The sequence below is a fragment of the Pseudomonas grandcourensis genome (genome assembly GCF_039909015.1).
Taxonomy (GTDB): domain Bacteria; phylum Pseudomonadota; class Gammaproteobacteria; order Pseudomonadales; family Pseudomonadaceae; genus Aquipseudomonas; species Aquipseudomonas grandcourensis.
On record NZ_CP150919.1, the window covers coordinates 2,462,671 to 2,477,717 of the forward strand.

The window sequence follows — 15,047 nt, forward strand, 5'->3', positions numbered from 1 at the left end:
GGCTCGACAGCCGGGCGGCAGACCCTGCCGCCCAGTGGCAGAGTCAGTTCTTGGCATTGAACAGGAAATGAAAACATGAACTCGCTCCTGGACAAGGCCGCCAATGCCACCAGCGCAAGCGGCGGAACGCCTGTGGTCGTGGCGCGCCGAAGCAAGCGCAAGACCATCGGCCTGTTGCTGTGCGTCGCGGCCTTGATGGTCGTGGCGTTTTGGGGAGCCCTGGCGTTTTCAAGTGGCGTGACCTCGACCGACAACGCTTATGTTCGCGGGGACGTCACCTCGCTCGCCGCCAAGGTCGCCGGCTATGTCACGGCGGTCGAGATCGAGGATAACCAGGCCGTGCGTGCCGGTGATGTGCTGTTTCGTATCGATGACCGCGACTATCGCGCCAGACTTGCGCAAGCCGAGGCCAATGTCAGCGCCGCCCAGGCGCGCCTGACCCATGTCGATGCGCAGATCCAGCTCCAGCATGCGCTGATCAGGCAGGCCGAAGCACAAAGGCGCTCGGCCACCGCCGACATGAGCCTGGCGGCCAAGACCCACGATCGCAGCCGCAAACTGATCGTCAGCAATGCGGTGAGCCAGGCCCTGGTCGATGAAACCGGCACGGCGCAATCCAGAGCCTTGGCCTCGGTGTCGGCCGCTTCGGCAACGGTCGAGGCACAACAGCAACGCATCGCGGTGTTTGCGGCCGAGCGCGAGGCGGCCGTTGCCGCCGTGACGCAAGCACAGGCCGCGCGTGATCTCGCCCGGATCGATCTCGATCACACCGTGGTGCACGCACCGGTGGATGGCGTGGTTGGTAACCGTCAGGTTCGCCTCGGTCGTTTCGTCACGCCGGGCGTATCCCTGCTCGATATCGTGCCGGTCAACGATGTGTGGGTCGTGGCGAACTTCAAGGAAACCCAGCTTGAACATATCCGCCCCGGTCAGCCCGTGCGCGTCACGGTCGATGGCTATCCCGATGCGGCACTCGATGGCGTGGTCGACAGCTTTGCACCGGGCAGTGGCTCGGCGTTCAGCCTGCTGCCGCCCGACAACGCCACCGGGAACTTTGTGCGTGTCGTGCAGCGCGTGCCGGTGAAGATCCGCCTGGCCCACAATCCGCTGCCGGGGCGCATCGTGCCGGGCCTGTCCGCGCGGGTGGAAGTTGCGCAAGGGGCCGGCTCATGAGCGGCGCCAGACCGACCACTGGCGTGCTGCTCATCGCCGGCATCGTCCTGGCGACATTGACCGAAGCGATCGCCAGCACCGTGCTGGCCCTCGGCCGCGGCGACATCATCGGCGACACCTATGCCACGCCTGACGAGTTCGCCTGGCTGGATGTCGGCTACATCGCGTTCAAGCTGATCGGGTTCATGATTGCCCCCTGGCTGATGCAGCGGTTTTCTGCGCGCTACGTGATCATCGGCGCCACCCTGATCATGGGCCTGGCGTGTTGCATGGCGGCCGCTACCGCCTGGCTGGAACTGCTGATCGCACTGCGCGTCCTGCAAGGCTTCGCCGGCGGCGCTTTGCTGGTGGCGGGTCAGGCGCTGATTTTTCGCGGTTATCCGCGGGCCCTTCAGCCGATCCTGCAAGCCCTGTTTGCCATGGCGGCGGTGGTCGCGTCGGCGACCCTCGCGCCAGCCCTTCAAGGGTGGTTGATCGACAGCCAATCCTGGACCTGGATTTTCTTCAGCGTGGTGCCGCTGGCCCTGGCGGCCATCGGCCTCTTGCTCATTGCCGACCACCCCGTGCCCGCCAAGGTCCGGCAACACTCGTTTGACTGGTTCGGCTGTGCACTGATAGGTGCCGCGCTGTTCTGCTTCACCTATGTGCTCAGCCAGGGCAGCCGCTGGGACTGGTTTGAAGAACCGCGCATTCTAGTGATGACGGTGATCGGCGGTGCCGCGCTGCTGGTCTTTATCGGCCAACAGGTTTTGGCCAACGGCCAGGGGTTGTTCGATTTCACCCTGTTCAAATCGAGCGATTTCACCTTTGCCTTTTGCGTCAGTTTCGTCGCCGGTGCCGCCCTGTTCGGCAGCGCCTACCTGATCCCGGCGTTCGCCCTGTCGGTACTCGCCTTCACACCGACCGATGCCGGCCTGCTCCTGTTGCCCAGTGGCGGGTTTTTTGTCGGTTCGCTGCTCATCGCCGCCTGGCTGTTCAGCGTGCGCCGCGTGCCGCCGGTGGCGACCGTGCCGTTGGGTATCTTGCTGATCATGGGGGCGATGTGGATGTTGTTTGGTTCCACCAGCGAAAGCGGCAGCGACGACATGATGGCGGCCATCCTGCTGCGTGGCCTGGGCCTTGGCTTCCTGTTTCTGTCGATCACGTTGATCGCTTTCACCCACCTCAACAGCCGCAACCTGGCCAGCGGCATCGGCCTGTTCAATACGGGGCGCCAGTTGGGTGGCTTGATGGGCGTTGCCGGGCTGCAGACCTTGATCGATCATCAGGTTGTCAGCAATGGCGTGGTCCTCGGCGCCAACGTCACCCCGGGGGGACACGCGCTCATCGAACGGCTGATGAGCACAACCGCGATGCTGGCGGGGAAGGGCATGGATCAGGTGGCCGCTGGCCGGGCAGCCACGAGCCTGCTGGGCAAGGCGGTGACAGGTCAGGCCACGGTGATTGCTTTCGATACGGCGTTCTTCGCCGTGGCCCTGCTGTTCGTCGTTGCCGCGCCCATCCTGGTTGGCATCAAGATCGGCCTGGCGCGATCCGAGAAAGTGCACGAACAACGGACACATTGATGACCCACACGAAAAAGCCCGGCTGTTGAGGCCGGGCTTTTCGTTGAGTCCTGCGGTCAAACACTGCATTCAGACAGCGCGGCTTTCGATCAAACGATCCGAACCGCCTTCAGCGACGCGGTTTTGCAGGAGCTTGTCGGAACCGCCTTCGGCGACGCGGTTTTGCAGCAGTTTGTCGGAACCGCCTTCAGCGACGCGGTTTTGCAGGAGCTTGTCGGAACCGCCTTCGGCAACGCGTTTTTCCAGCAGGCGATCCGAACCACCTTCGGCCACACGATTCTCGATCAGGCGATCGGAACCACCCTCGGCCACACGGCTTTCAATCAGACGATCCGAGCCGCCTTCAGCGACCACAGGTTGAGCAGAGGTAGCGGCGAAAGCGTTAACTGCGAAAACCGAGAAAGCGATGCTGAGGAGGGTTTGGCGTTTCATGATGGTGTGCTCCGGGGTGCTTATGGGTTGGTATGGAGCTGATGTTACGCCGGGGATTTTTTAAGAGAACTTCATTGAATCAATGGTGACTATCGACGCAGTCAATGGATCGAACACCGTGTGTATTAACACCTCTTTTTGTGGCGAGGCAATCAGGCCTCACTGATCTGGCTGACACTCGTGATCTGCCCATTCCAGACCATCTCGTAATGCGCCGCCTGCACAATCGACGAAACCGGCCTCGGCGTCATCAACGCCCAGCAATGACTGCCCGGCATCCGCACCGAGTGATAACGCAAACCGGGACAACCGGCGTCCCGCACCGCCCGCCCCAGCACACGGGAATGGCTGTAGTCGTCCGGCGCATACACCGGATCGCTCATCGGCAGGGCCGCAGCGTCCTTCATCCCGGCATCGCCAAATGCACAAGCCAACCCCCGAAACACAAAGCGCTCATAGTTCAGGCTCCGCACCCTCGACCAATACAGCGCCTGGTGATGCCGCACCTCGGCCAGCGCCGCTTCCATCGAGTCCGCCAGGTACAACACGCCAAAACGGCCATCGCTGAAACGCGAACCCGCCGGATTAACGTGGGTAAAGGGCGCAATGGCATAGGAGCAACCGGGAATGCCGAACGGAATCTCGCTGCGCGCAATCAACTCAAGCTGACCCACCTCATTCTTCAACCGCGGATTGGTCAGCGCCTGAATCTCGAACAACACCTCGAACTCATCCGCATCCGCCACATCATCAAACAACGCAATGGGCGGAAACTTCGAATTGACCAGGCGGTAAGCCTGCAACGACTGACCGGCAAACACCTCCAGCTCAGTCGCCATCACCATTGCGCACCCCGCAGCATGTCGATGCGGCGGAAGGTTTCATACAGCGAAATCATGTCGCCCTGGGCCATGATCTCCAGCGGCGAACGCCCGTTGAAAAACTCGTTGTCATTCGCCATCGAGGTAAAGCCATAGACGTTATCCGGGTTGTCGAACACCAGCCGCAACGTCGCGTGAATGTTCAGCACGAAGCTGATGCGCTGCATCTGATCCGCATCCAGTGCCACCGCCCAATCCGGGTCCCGTTGCCGGGCGCGGGTGTAGGTACTGCGGGAAATACGCAGGATGCGACAGGCCTGGTCGCTGGTGGCTTTCCACTTTTCCAGAATGCTCACAGCGGCGCGCAGGCCGGTGACGCATTGGTTTTTGCTGAAGGATTGGGCTTGGACGGCCATGTTCGCGTGCTCTATCTGAATCTGTAGATTCAAATGTAGTTTTATTGAATCTGTAGAGCAATATTTCCACGACCAGTGGGCTTGCGCATATATACAAAACGGGCGCCCCGCAGACGCCCGTTTTTATTGATAGCTCACCTCAATACATCATTGATCCAAAGCCTGCGTTACCGCTTGCCTGGTCACCGCCGTTTTCCCATCGGGAACAAACGCCGCACTGCCATTCTCATGCGCATGAAACAACCGCGCGCCGTTGTTGGGCTTGGTGGTGATCAACTGATGGTCCGCCGTCAGATAGTCCAGCGGCAGTTGTTTGATGTCCTTGTACTGCTCCACGATGATCGTGCGCTGTGGATTCCAGGTCTCGCCACTTTGCTTTTCCAGCCACGCCATCAGCGCGGCGCTGTCTCCGGTTTGTGGAATGTCCGAATCCGGGAGCACGTAGTAGAGCGGGGCGCCATGGTTTTGCAGGTACATCGGCAGCTTGTTGTCGACATCCACCAGCACCATGCGCCATTCGTTCCACGGTGCAGTCTTGATGGCTTCTGCACGCACATCCCGGGTGAACTGCATGACACCGCCCGCACCGCCATTGGTCCAGGGATAGAAAACGCCAAGAATCAAAAACAAGAACCCGGCGGCCCCGGCAATGCCCTTGGCCCAACCAGGCCCGCTGACGTTACCGGCCGCCTCGCGCGCGGCCATGCGCCGGGTGACCCACCAGGCCGCCAGCAATTGCGCAAACGGCACCAGCGGCAAGACGTAATAGCTGCGCCGGCTGCCACTGGCGGTGAAGAACAGGAACAGCAACCCCAGGCCCCCGATCAGCCAGCGAACGTTGGGCTCGGTGTGCTTCCAGCCGCGCACCGCCACCCACAGGCCGAGCATCCAGCAGGGTGCCCAGGGCAGGGTGTAGACCGGCAGATACAGCAGATAGGTATAGATCGGGCCGATGTTGTCGAACGGCTTGAAAAACCGAACCACGTTCTCCTGAAACACCAGGCCCAGCCCGCTCGGCCCAAAAGTCGGCGTGCCATAACGGTGGGACAACATGAACGGCAGCATGTAGACCACGCCGCCCACCAGCATCGCCAGAAACAGGCGTGGATTGAGATGGTTTTTCCAGCGCCCCTCACTGAGCAGATGCGGCAACAGCATCAGCCCCGGCAGGATGAACCCGATCAAGCCCTTGAGCAACGAGGTCAGTGCCAGCATCAGGAAAAACACGCAGTATCGGCTCAGGCGTGTGTCGTTCGGGCCGCGCCAATACCACCAGACAGCGGCCAACACCCCGCAGACCGTCAGCACGTCCGCCGTGGCGACCCGGGCCCAGAACACGAAAAAGAACGTCGTTGCCAGAAACCACCCGGCAATCAGGCCGGTGCCTTTGCTAAAGAGCCGTTCACCGATCAGATAGACCAGCCAGACACTCAGCCAGGCCGCCAGTACCGAGGGCAGGCGCAGCGACCAGTGCCCGAGACCACCCATCAAATGGGCGGTGGCGGTAATCAACCAATAGGACGGCAGCGGCTTGTCGTAGTAGGGCATGCCCTTGAGGTAAGGGTCGAAATAATCGCCGGTTTGCAGCATCTGCAACGCAATGTTCGCCCAGCGCGTTTCCGCGCCCCAAAGCTCCCTTGCGCCCAACCCGAACAGCAATAGAAACGCCGATACGCCAAGCAGAAGGATCAGCGCACCCTGATCACTTTTCAGAAACCGAACTAAAGAATTTTTCATCACTGTTTCGCATGTTGCGCTCGCCGTGGCGACGCTGGAATAGCAAGGCTATAGGGCGAAATGTGATGGGATTGTCAGTAGATTGCGAATAAACCGTTGCTTCAGATTGAAGCGTGGTTGCTGCATCAAGTGAAGTAAGGCCGTGATCTGCATGATGAAAAATTGTTCATGCAAACCACGGCCCCATTATCGATCAAACGTACGCCCCTGCGCATCCAGCTGCGTGGCAACAGGCGCTGATCGACGACTGCTCAACGCCAGCGGATCAGCCTTTGGCGCGATCGGCGGCCTTGGCTTTGCTTTCAGCTACAGCGGGTTCAGCCTGCTGTTTTTGTGCAACCTGGAAGGCTTGCATCGAGACTTTCCGGGCTGACTCCATGCGTGCGAAGGTCTTGTCACCGCCACCTGTGGCCATCGCCAGCGAAGACGTGGTCAGAGCGGCAACTACGAAGAGAACTTTCATGGATTTCATTTGGGTATCCTCAAGTGATATTTAATTAAAAGCTGACAGCGGAATTTATTTGCTAAAACCGATATTCCGCGGCCGACGAAGAAAGCACACACCAAGTTCCATGGCGCCTCCTCGTTCAAATAGTCAATCAACATGACGCCCAGTGCGACTTGATTGAAGTTTGCTGTTGCTGGCTGTCATCAAGGGCCAGCCATTTAAATTAATCAACCCGCGGCATTACGCAGCCAGGATAAAAGCGGGCTTCTCGAATGAACTTCCAATCATTCGATTAGCTAAGTTTTCAGGTAACAAAAAACCTCATTCGCACTCAGTGCCTATGAGGTTCAGCTTCCACTTCTGGGGGCAGGTGAGGAGCAGAGCCCGCGTCACCTGTTGCGTATTCTGAACGGGGAAACCCGGTTTCGTTCATTTTTTGATCAGGTTCGCTGACCAACGGCAGTTTCATGGCCAGTCATTTTTGGCCGCCCATCATTGGTGAAAGGTCCGTCCCAACGCATCCAGCCGAGTCGCAATCGGCGGTAAACGCCGACTGCTCAGCGCCAATGTCTCCACGTCATCCGCCGTGTTCTGCGCAATGCTTTGCACCGACTGCAAGCGCCCGACAATTTCGAAACTCGCCGAGGACTGTTCGCGGGTCGTCGTGACAATCCGCCCATTGAGTTCATCGATGTGCGAGATGTCGCTGCCGACGGCCTGCAACATCGCCGCCGCCAACTGACTGTCCTCGACACAGCGCTCCACACCTTCGCGACTGTCCTGCATGGCCTCCACGGCTTTGCGGCTGCCTTGCTGCAAGGCCTCGATGATGGCGCGGATTTCCTTGGTGGACACCGCCGTGCGCTGCGCCAGGCTGCGCACTTCATCGGCCACCACGGCAAAGCCCCGGCCTTGCTCGCCGGCACGCGCTGCCTCAATCGCCGCGTTGAGCGCCAGCAAGTTGGTCTGCTCGGCAATGCTACTGATCACCTCCAGCACCGTACCGATCTGCTGCGCCTGCCCGGCGAGCACCTGTACGGTTTCATTAGTACCTTCCAGGCGCGAGGCCAATTGAGTGATTTCCTGCCGTGCACGGTTAACGCTTTCCTGCCCGCGAGTGATTTGCGCGCTGGCCTGGCCGGCATGTTCAACGGCATGTTCGACATGCACCACAATGTGCTCCATCGCATCGCCCATGCGCTGCATCGACCCGGTCATCTGCGCGATTTCCGTCAACTGATGCTTGGCGCCTTTCTCCAGCGTATTACTGGCCTTGGCCAACTCCTGGCCCAACTGACCCAGACCCTGAGAGTCGCGCACCACGCCGTCCACCAACGCGGTGATTTGCCCCAGGAACTGATCGAAGCGCTGCGCCAGCGACACATGCACCCGCGCCTTGTCACCCTGGCCGACACCGACGGTGAACTGCGACGTGGTGGCGAGCATCTTGTCCAGCATGTCCTGGCTCTCCACCGCATCGGCCTGGCTGTGCACCGCCAGATAGAGCAGCGCGACCGTCTCCATCACTACATAAAAGGCGTGAACGAACACCATCGTCCAGCCACCGTGATGCGCCATCACAAACACCGGATAACCCTGATGCTGCAGCACATGAAACACCACGTGATGCAGCGCAATCGTCACCGCGGCCACCAGGATCGGCAGCCAGTCCCGATAAAACGTCAACACCGCCAACAACGCAAAAATCCCGAAGTGCGACTCAATGACCCCCTCGGCCTGATTGATATGCAGCGCCGCCATCACCATCAACCCCACGCCCAGCAAACAACGCATCAACCGCGACCCGCCGATGGCGCGATACAACAGCGTCAACAACACACTGGTGCCGCCACCCACCAGTAACGCCTGCTTGAACGTGTCGTGCCAGAACGCCAGACCGATTGCGAAAGCGAACATCAGCCAGATCAGGCCCAGCATGATGCGGTCGGCTTTGCGGTAGTGGTCGAGGAAACGAGGGGGGAAGGGCATGTACGCTTACTCCATGTAAATGAGCCAGAAAAAAGCAGGGTTTATGGCAACACGGGACATCGCGAAAGCTTGGGTGCGTTGAAGGGGCAGGCGTTTTCAGAGCCGGACATGCAAATCGGTTGGCGGCAGGGTCGAGGTGTATTTGTGATGCCGTGGAGAGCGTAGCCCTTAGCCATCATTCCGGGCGGGTACGACGTCGCTCGTGGAAAACAATGTCCGATATGGAGGCAAGTAATGCTGAAGTGACGGGGAGTACGACGGGCTCCATTGCAAAGCCTGTCGTACACCCGAGGTCATTACGACTTCTTCGGCGGATAGTTACCGCGCAAGCCACTGGACTTGTTGCCGGTTTTGCTCGGCAGGTTCGGCACCAACGGACGGGACCTGGGCTGGGGGTTGGAGCGGCTTTGGGGTTGAGGTTGTTTGCTCATGCTCGCCTCCTGACGTTCAGGGTTTTGCGAAGTGTTTTACTCATGAAGTTTAGCTAATCGACTGTGGGCAGGGTCGTTTGGCGCTTGGGGAAGGTGCTGTGAGCGATCGGCTTTCTTTTTTGGCCCCGTTGATAAACCCTCATACGCAATTCTCGGATTCTGCCTACAGCTTCGGCGGGAGTGATCCGCTACTCCAAAAAATGAAAAACGGGAAGTATTGAAGGGGCGCAAAAGGTGGGGGCGGCAGAGCATCTGAACGCGCGATACCAGAGCCATCTATCTGTGGTGCTTGAATTTTGCCGTTGCGCAGCCCTCATTGGCCAACATGGGTTCATGCAGGAGATACGACCCGTGACTCATACAGGAAGTAGCAGGATGTCCTCACAACCTATGAATCAATCCAGCATTGAACAACCGCACTCACACCGCGACGCTGGAGAACTACAAAGTCAAGGATGCTTTTGAACTGCTCTATACACCCGATGCTATAGAAGCGGATGAAAAACAAAGGGAATGAAAGTGCAAGAAACTTGGAGGGGTAAAATAATGAGCGTCATTGCAACCATCGTACTTAACGAAAAACCTGAAGAGGTAATTCTATTTCTCACAAAAAATGAATTAGGCATCTCCCTTCCGCGGCTTGATGGCCTTTATAATCTGGCTAACTGGGCGCATGTGGAGAACAACATAGGACTATTGAACCTTGTCCATAAAATGTGTGATGCCGGTTTTATAAAAAATAATGGGCTCAGAGTTGTGAGAGGGCCCAACTGGAGAGAGCCGGCATTCATGCTCGAAGGCAAATACACCTTTGATTGACAGCACCAAGTGCCTGAACGCCGGTGCCAGAGAACGGTGACAGTAGCCATCATTTCGTGGTCGTCCGGTTCTCTTGTCCAGTCGTTTAAATCATCGAAGGTTTCCCAGGTTGAGCCGCTGCCGCAGCGGCTTTTCTATTTGTTACGGACATATTGAGTATCTTCACCTGATCGGTTTTTCGTGGCCTCGAATCATCCGGTGGCAACCTTCGAGTCAACGTCCATCAAGGTCCTGGGCAATAACCGCTACACCATCACCGGCAAAAACGTTCCCTGTGCGGGCTCACTCGGGAAGTGAGTATGCCGGTGCTGCTTAAGTGGGAAAGCGTCATCGGCATTCGGCCCCACCGCACGCTGTACAAAGAAAAACGCCCGATCCACATTGCATGGACCGGGCGTCGATCAATCCGCTCTAGTTAGCCTTTATCGGCACTGTCACGGTTTTGCCGAAGGCGGATTTGACGGTTGCCGTCGCGCCAGGCGATGGGCCACTGCCGGCGGTGGTCACCGCTATGTTCCAGCGCGCGCCTGTCGCCGTAGGCGTCAGGACGGCGGCGCCAAGGTTCACCGTACCGGTGGTGGTCGTGGCAGTCGCCGTGATGGTATTGCCCTGGGCACGGGAGGTGGTGCCGGACAGGACCCAATACCAGCGGCTGTTGCTGCGGGCGGTGACGGTAGCGCTGGTGACGATCAGGTTTTCGACGACCGCTGTCGAGACCGCTACGGACACCGTCGCCGGTGCCGACTCCGCGCCCTTGGTATCTACGGCCTTGTAGGTAAAGGTCGCGGTGAACGGTGTGGTGACCGTGGCCGGTGGTGTGTAGATCACGCGCAGACCATCGGTGCTGACCGTGCCCTTGCCGGAGTCCGGTTGCTCCAGGCCCACCACTTTAAGTGGCACGTTACCGTCAGGGTCGCTGTCGTTGGCCAGGACGTTGATGGTCAGCGGTTGGCCGGTGTTGCTGACGGCGCTGTCGGGGTTGGCGATCGGGTTTTTGTTATCGCCATCGTTGGCACGGGTATCGCCAGTGCGGAAGGTTGGCAGCGCGGCGGAGTTGACGTAGTTGACGCCGTCCCAGCCGGGCAGGGGCGTTGGCATCAACTGGAACTGGCCGGGGTGCTCGATATCCCAACGCAACAACATGGACGAGTCCTCGTGCTGGGTGTTGTGGCAGTGCTCCATGTAGGTCCCGGCGAATTCACGGAAGTGGATCGCCATTTCTACATCCACCGAGCTGTCGATGCCCTCGCCGATGCGATAGACGTCCTTGCGTGCCCATTTTTCCCATTCCGGTGGGGCCTTGCCATCGCGGTGGAGGATGATCCCCTCTTCGAAGTGCACGTGCACCGGGTGGTTCCAGCCGTTGCCGCCGCTCTTGATTTTCCACACCTCAAGAGTGCCGTCGCCGGAGAACCCGGCAGGGGTCGGGCCATTGGCCAGTTGCGGAGCGGCGTAGATCCGGCGTGGGTCCATGTGGTAGCCAAAACCACCGTCGGTCTTGATGGTCCAGGGTGCTTCGTCGGTGCCGTCGGAGCGGCCGAAGATGAACTCGCGATGCCGTGCCACCTTCAGCTTGGCCTGCACCGTCGCATCGTCGCGGTTGAAAGTCAGCGGGATCATGCTCTTGCCGGCCGGTTTACCCGGTTTGGCGGGTTCGTAGTCGGCGGGGTTCATGCTCACGTCCTGGCCGGCATAAGGCTTGACCACCAGCTGCAGGAACTTGCCCACCACCGGGTCGCCGTTGTCCCATTCCAGCCCTTTGCTGCCCGACTTGAGCACCGCCTTGTACTTGCCGGACAGGACATCGGCCAGGCTCAGCGGTGTAGATTCCGGTCCCTTGCCGGTCTGGTGCTCCATCAGGTTGACGAAGTACAGCTTGTCGCCGGTGCTGATCCCGTTTTTCGCGAAGTTGACGATGATGTCGTAACGCTCGGCGATGCCCATGGTCGGCAGGATGGCGTTGTGGTTCTGCATGTCGCCGTCACCGTCCAGGTCCATGCTGCCATCGAACGGCACGGCGTGTTCCATGAGGTTGCCGTCGTTGGCGATCATGTGGAACGGCACGCGGGTGTAAGACAGGCCGGAACCTGCCGGGCCGGGGAATTCGCCGCCGGTGCCGACGACTTCACGCACCAGCGCGATCCTCAAGTAGCGCGACACCGAGCCATTGAGAATGCGGAAGCGATAGCTGCGTGCCCGCACGTTCAGGCGCGGCTGGTACTGCCAGTTGACCAGCAACTGATCGCCGAGAAAGCCATCGGTGTTGAACGGGTTGAACCACAACTGGCCATTGGCGTCCCAGGCCTTGTCGGCCAGCATCAGGTTGACGTCATAGTCGCGGTTGCCCCAGGGCAATGCCGAACCGCTGGGCAGGCGCAGGTTGACGCCGTCTTCGAAGGCTTCGTTACCGCGGTCCATGGCGCTGTAGTAGTTCATCATCACCGCGTTGCCCTTGTAGACGTTCTGCGCGGTGAAATCGAGCATGTGGTCGTGGAACCAGTGGGTGCTCATGGTTTCGCGCCAGTCGCCGCGAATCTTGATGCTGCCGTTGTTGCAGGTTTTGAGGCCCGGCGTGGCATCGTTGACGAACAGGGTTTCACCCGGGGCGCAGGGGAACGCTGCACGCGGATCCTGAGCGGTGGTGTTGATGGTGTCGTAACCGGCCAACTGGACGGGCCAGCGATAGTCGTAGTACTGCCCCGGAAAGAAAAACGCATTGGCATAGCCGTCGCTTTCGGCCGGGGTGTGGCCGTTGTGTTCGTGGGTGGTGAGGGTGTGCAGGCCGAACCCCATGTTGGCCGACGGATCGATCGGCAGGGCGTTGTAGTGACGCATCAGCACCGGTTGGCCATACCGCACCATCAGCAGTTTTGGCGGAAAGGTGCCGTCGAAGGTCCAGAGCGCCTTGTGGTTCTGAATCGGCATGTTGGGGTGAAAGCGGGTGTCGATGCCTTTGGTGGTGCCCGTTATGACCGGGGTGTCCGAGGTCTGGTTGTAGAGCCCGCCAGGCCCGAACTCACCGACGGCGTAGTTGTGCATTTGCCGGCGGTCGCGCATGCCGCCGTTGAGCTTGGCACCCGCTTGAGTGGTCTTGAAGGCGACCTGTGGGTAGAACTCGTTCCAGCGCTGGTGCGACCAGCCTTTTCCTGGCGGACGACCTTCGGCCGGTGAACCGACCGGATGGCGGTTGAGGAAGGCTTCGATCTGCGCTTTCCACGGGTTGCGGTCCAGCACGTTGGAATACTGCGACGGAAACGGGTACAGCCCCGGCTGGCGCATGAAGGCTTCCAGCGCCGCGGCCGAAGGACCGCTGCGGGCGATGCTGTTCGGGTCCTGCGTGGGCGCCGGACCGACGGTCGGAACCGGGAAGGTCAGGGTGGGCGGCGGCAGTGTCGGGTCGAGTTTCTCCGTGCCGAATTCTTCAAACAGCAACAGTTGCTGAGTGTACGGCTGGGCCCCGAACAATGGGCTGGGCTTGCCATTGGTAGGGATTTTGAAGGATGTCTGCAGGGCTGGCGGCAGCACGTTGTCGGCCGTTGGCGTGGTGTGGGTGCCGTACGCGCCATTGGGCAGGGCGAGGGAGCCCTGGTTGGCGGGGGGCATGGTCAGTATGGAGTCCAGCGCAGCCTTGGGGTCGGGCGCAGGATTGGTATACGCCGAGGGGTCCGTCGGTGGCGGCTGGTCGGTATCATCCAGCGGTACGGCGTTGGCGGTCGTCAGGCTAAAGAGCATCGCACAGGGCAGGAATGACCTGCGCAGCAAGGCGATGGAGTTGCATGGTGGTGTCGCGCGTATCATTTTTTCACCCCTCGCGTCATGCCGAATCTGGCAAGCCCCGCCGTCTTCATGTTGTCTGGGACGACAGCTGTTGCGGGTACCTGGGGGTGGTGCAACTAATGAGCCATTACCTTGGGGCGAAGAAAAAGTTCAATTTAATTAGCGAATTGTTTCTTGATGTTTCAAATTGGGGGCAGGGGGGGAGTGGGGAGCATTCCTCAAGTTAGGTGGTAAACGCCAGGTTGGGTGGGTGTAGTACCCCATTTGCGGGGATAGTAGCGGCCCTGTTTCACCGGCCGAAATTGGTAGGGGTTGCTTGCCTTGAGGCTACATGGATTTGACTGATCGAGAAGGGGCGCTTCTGGCCGATTACTGCCTGTCGCAACAGGCCGCTAGCGGTCAGAAGCGCTCACCTCTGCGCCTCACAAACTCGACTTTCAGGCGCGCTTGGGGAGCTTCCAGTTCGGGCGGATGAAGTGGCATGTGTAGCCATTCGGTATACGGTCGAGGTAATCCTGGTGCTCTGGTTCCGCTTCCCAAAAAGGCCCCGCCGGTTCGATTTCGGTGACTACTCGGCCTGGCCACAGGTGTGAAGCATCGACATCGGCAGCGGTGTCCTCGGCAATGTCGCGTTGCTGTTCGTTGAGGTAGTAGATCGCCGAACGATAGCTGGGGCCCAGGTCATTACCCTGACGGTTGGGCGTGCTGGGGTCGTGTATCTGGAAGAAGAACTCAAGGATCTGCCGGTAGCTGATCACGGCAGGGTCGAAGACGATCTCGATGGCTTCGGCGTGGTTGCCATGGTTGCGATAGGTGGCATTCGGCACATCGCCGCCGGAATAACCGACCCGCGTGTGCAGCACACCGGGATAGCGCCGCAGCAGATCCTGCATGCCCCAGAAGCAGCCGCCGGCGAGAATGGCGGTTTCGGTTTGACTGGTCATGGTCTGTCCTTCCTCTCGGAAACGTTGTGTATAGCCACTGTTATGAGGGCGGGTTGGCCGATTCCAAGGTTTCGCGCAAACAGAACTGGAATGACCGCTCCCGAAAGCTGCCGACCATCAAGGGCTGCTACCGACCTGGAGCGGTCGGCGAACAGAATAATGGCAAATTACTGGCTATGCTTGGTCTGCTGTCGAAGCTGATCAGGCAGTCCGGCAGGCTGCGCGGAAATTGAAAGGAACAGAACATCCGGCAAAAGTGATTGCCGTCGTTCAGTTCTACAATGGAGAGCGAGGAGAATCGTTACCTGAAACGATGATGTCAAACGCAACAAATGAAAATGATTTCGTTTTATCGCCGAAATGTTAAGAGACTGCTTCCGAGAGTAAAAAATTTCACCATGAAATTAGCATCGCCAAATGCATTGCTTAGAGTCGAATAGTTGGTTGGCGTGACACTTAAGACGTATAGCTTCGGTAGTTATTGCTTGTCTTGGG

At 59.3% G+C, this 15,047-nt stretch carries 13 protein-coding genes and 1 pseudogene; 5 read left to right on the forward strand and 9 right to left on the reverse strand.

What is annotated here, in order from left to right:
* The first annotated feature begins 75 nt into the window (after positions 1 to 75).
* Positions 76 to 1,173, forward strand: a complete 1,098-nt coding sequence (locus AABM52_RS11045) for an HlyD family secretion protein (RefSeq protein ID WP_347911778.1) — start codon at positions 76 to 78, stop codon at positions 1,171 to 1,173.
* Entirely contained in the window at positions 1,170 to 2,738 is a 1,569-nt protein-coding gene (locus tag AABM52_RS11050) for an MFS transporter (protein ID WP_347911779.1), read from the forward strand. Before AABM52_RS11045 ends, AABM52_RS11050 begins: the two co-directional genes overlap by 4 nt.
* Before the next feature lie 69 nt (positions 2,739 to 2,807).
* Here AABM52_RS11050 and AABM52_RS11055 read toward each other — a convergent pair whose 3' ends face one another.
* The 7 genes from AABM52_RS11055 to AABM52_RS11085 form a co-directional block, all read right to left on the reverse strand.
* Entirely contained in the window at positions 2,808 to 3,170 is a 363-nt protein-coding gene (locus AABM52_RS11055; RefSeq protein ID WP_108230278.1) for a hypothetical protein, read from the reverse strand.
* A gap of 152 nt (positions 3,171 to 3,322) precedes the next feature.
* On the reverse strand, positions 3,323 to 4,015 hold the full coding sequence (locus AABM52_RS11060; RefSeq protein WP_347911780.1) for an RES family NAD+ phosphorylase: 693 nt from the start codon (positions 4,013 to 4,015) through the stop codon (positions 3,323 to 3,325).
* The gene (locus tag AABM52_RS11065; protein ID WP_347911781.1) at positions 4,009 to 4,407 is read right to left on the reverse strand and encodes an antitoxin Xre-like helix-turn-helix domain-containing protein; all 399 of its coding nucleotides are present in this window, start codon (positions 4,405 to 4,407) and stop codon (positions 4,009 to 4,011) included. Before AABM52_RS11065 ends, AABM52_RS11060 begins: the two co-directional genes overlap by 7 nt.
* A gap of 147 nt (positions 4,408 to 4,554) precedes the next feature.
* Positions 4,555 to 6,144, reverse strand: a complete 1,590-nt coding sequence (locus tag AABM52_RS11070) for a glycosyltransferase family 39 protein (RefSeq protein ID WP_347911782.1) — start codon at positions 6,142 to 6,144, stop codon at positions 4,555 to 4,557.
* Between the two features lie 265 nt (positions 6,145 to 6,409).
* A complete protein-coding gene (locus tag AABM52_RS11075) occupies positions 6,410 to 6,616 on the reverse strand; it encodes a co-regulatory protein PtrA N-terminal domain-containing protein (RefSeq protein WP_347911783.1) in 207 nt (68 codons plus the stop codon).
* A 468-nt stretch (positions 6,617 to 7,084) separates the two neighbouring features.
* On the reverse strand, positions 7,085 to 8,581 hold the full coding sequence (locus AABM52_RS11080) for a methyl-accepting chemotaxis protein (RefSeq protein ID WP_347911784.1): 1,497 nt from the start codon (positions 8,579 to 8,581) through the stop codon (positions 7,085 to 7,087).
* 296 nt (positions 8,582 to 8,877) lie between these two features.
* A complete protein-coding gene (locus tag AABM52_RS11085; RefSeq protein WP_347911785.1) occupies positions 8,878 to 9,012 on the reverse strand; it encodes a hypothetical protein in 135 nt (44 codons plus the stop codon).
* A gap of 513 nt (positions 9,013 to 9,525) precedes the next feature.
* Between AABM52_RS11085 and AABM52_RS11090 the strand changes: the two genes are divergently transcribed.
* Both AABM52_RS11090 and AABM52_RS11095 read left to right on the forward strand, forming a co-directional pair.
* Complete coding sequence (locus AABM52_RS11090; RefSeq protein WP_347911786.1) at positions 9,526 to 9,831, forward strand: hypothetical protein; 306 nt, start codon at positions 9,526 to 9,528, stop codon at positions 9,829 to 9,831.
* A gap of 174 nt (positions 9,832 to 10,005) precedes the next feature.
* Positions 10,006 to 10,169 (forward strand): annotated as a pseudogene (locus AABM52_RS11095) (YceI family protein); the annotation flags it as partial.
* Positions 10,170 to 10,242: 73 nt separating this feature from the next.
* Here the strand turns inward: AABM52_RS11095 and AABM52_RS11100 are convergent.
* Together AABM52_RS11100 and msrA are read right to left on the reverse strand one after the other, a co-directional pair.
* Entirely contained in the window at positions 10,243 to 13,563 is a 3,321-nt protein-coding gene (locus tag AABM52_RS11100; protein ID WP_347912614.1) for a multicopper oxidase domain-containing protein, read from the reverse strand.
* Positions 13,564 to 14,045: 482 nt separating this feature from the next.
* A complete protein-coding gene (msrA, locus tag AABM52_RS11105) occupies positions 14,046 to 14,552 on the reverse strand; it encodes a peptide-methionine (S)-S-oxide reductase MsrA (protein WP_347911787.1) in 507 nt (168 codons plus the stop codon).
* 53 nt (positions 14,553 to 14,605) lie between these two features.
* On the opposite strand from msrA, the gene AABM52_RS11110 reads away from it, so the two are divergent.
* On the forward strand, positions 14,606 to 14,785 hold the full coding sequence (locus AABM52_RS11110; protein WP_347911788.1) for a hypothetical protein: 180 nt from the start codon (positions 14,606 to 14,608) through the stop codon (positions 14,783 to 14,785).
* The last annotated feature ends 262 nt before the right edge of the window (positions 14,786 to 15,047 follow it).

Coding starts and splice junctions, on each gene's coding strand:
- AABM52_RS11070 (WP_347911782.1), bottom strand. CDS start 6,144: ATGAAAAATTCTTTAGTTCGGTTTCTGAAAAGTGATCAGGGTGCGCTG.
- AABM52_RS11100 (WP_347912614.1), bottom strand. CDS start 13,563: ATGCTCTTTAGCCTGACGACCGCCAACGCCGTACCGCTGGATGATACC.
- msrA (WP_347911787.1), bottom strand. CDS start 14,552: ATGACCAGTCAAACCGAAACCGCCATTCTCGCCGGCGGCTGCTTCTGG.
- AABM52_RS11050 (WP_347911779.1), top strand. CDS start 1,170: ATGAGCGGCGCCAGACCGACCACTGGCGTGCTGCTCATCGCCGGCATC.
- AABM52_RS11065 (WP_347911781.1), bottom strand. CDS start 4,407: ATGGCCGTCCAAGCCCAATCCTTCAGCAAAAACCAATGCGTCACCGGC.
- AABM52_RS11080 (WP_347911784.1), bottom strand. CDS start 8,581: ATGCCCTTCCCCCCTCGTTTCCTCGACCACTACCGCAAAGCCGACCGC.
- AABM52_RS11045 (WP_347911778.1), top strand. CDS start 76: ATGAACTCGCTCCTGGACAAGGCCGCCAATGCCACCAGCGCAAGCGGC.
- AABM52_RS11090 (WP_347911786.1), top strand. CDS start 9,526: ATGAAAGTGCAAGAAACTTGGAGGGGTAAAATAATGAGCGTCATTGCA.
- AABM52_RS11060 (WP_347911780.1), bottom strand. CDS start 4,015: ATGGTGATGGCGACTGAGCTGGAGGTGTTTGCCGGTCAGTCGTTGCAG.
- AABM52_RS11055 (WP_108230278.1), bottom strand. CDS start 3,170: ATGAAACGCCAAACCCTCCTCAGCATCGCTTTCTCGGTTTTCGCAGTT.
- AABM52_RS11075 (WP_347911783.1), bottom strand. CDS start 6,616: ATGAAATCCATGAAAGTTCTCTTCGTAGTTGCCGCTCTGACCACGTCT.
- AABM52_RS11085 (WP_347911785.1), bottom strand. CDS start 9,012: ATGAGCAAACAACCTCAACCCCAAAGCCGCTCCAACCCCCAGCCCAGG.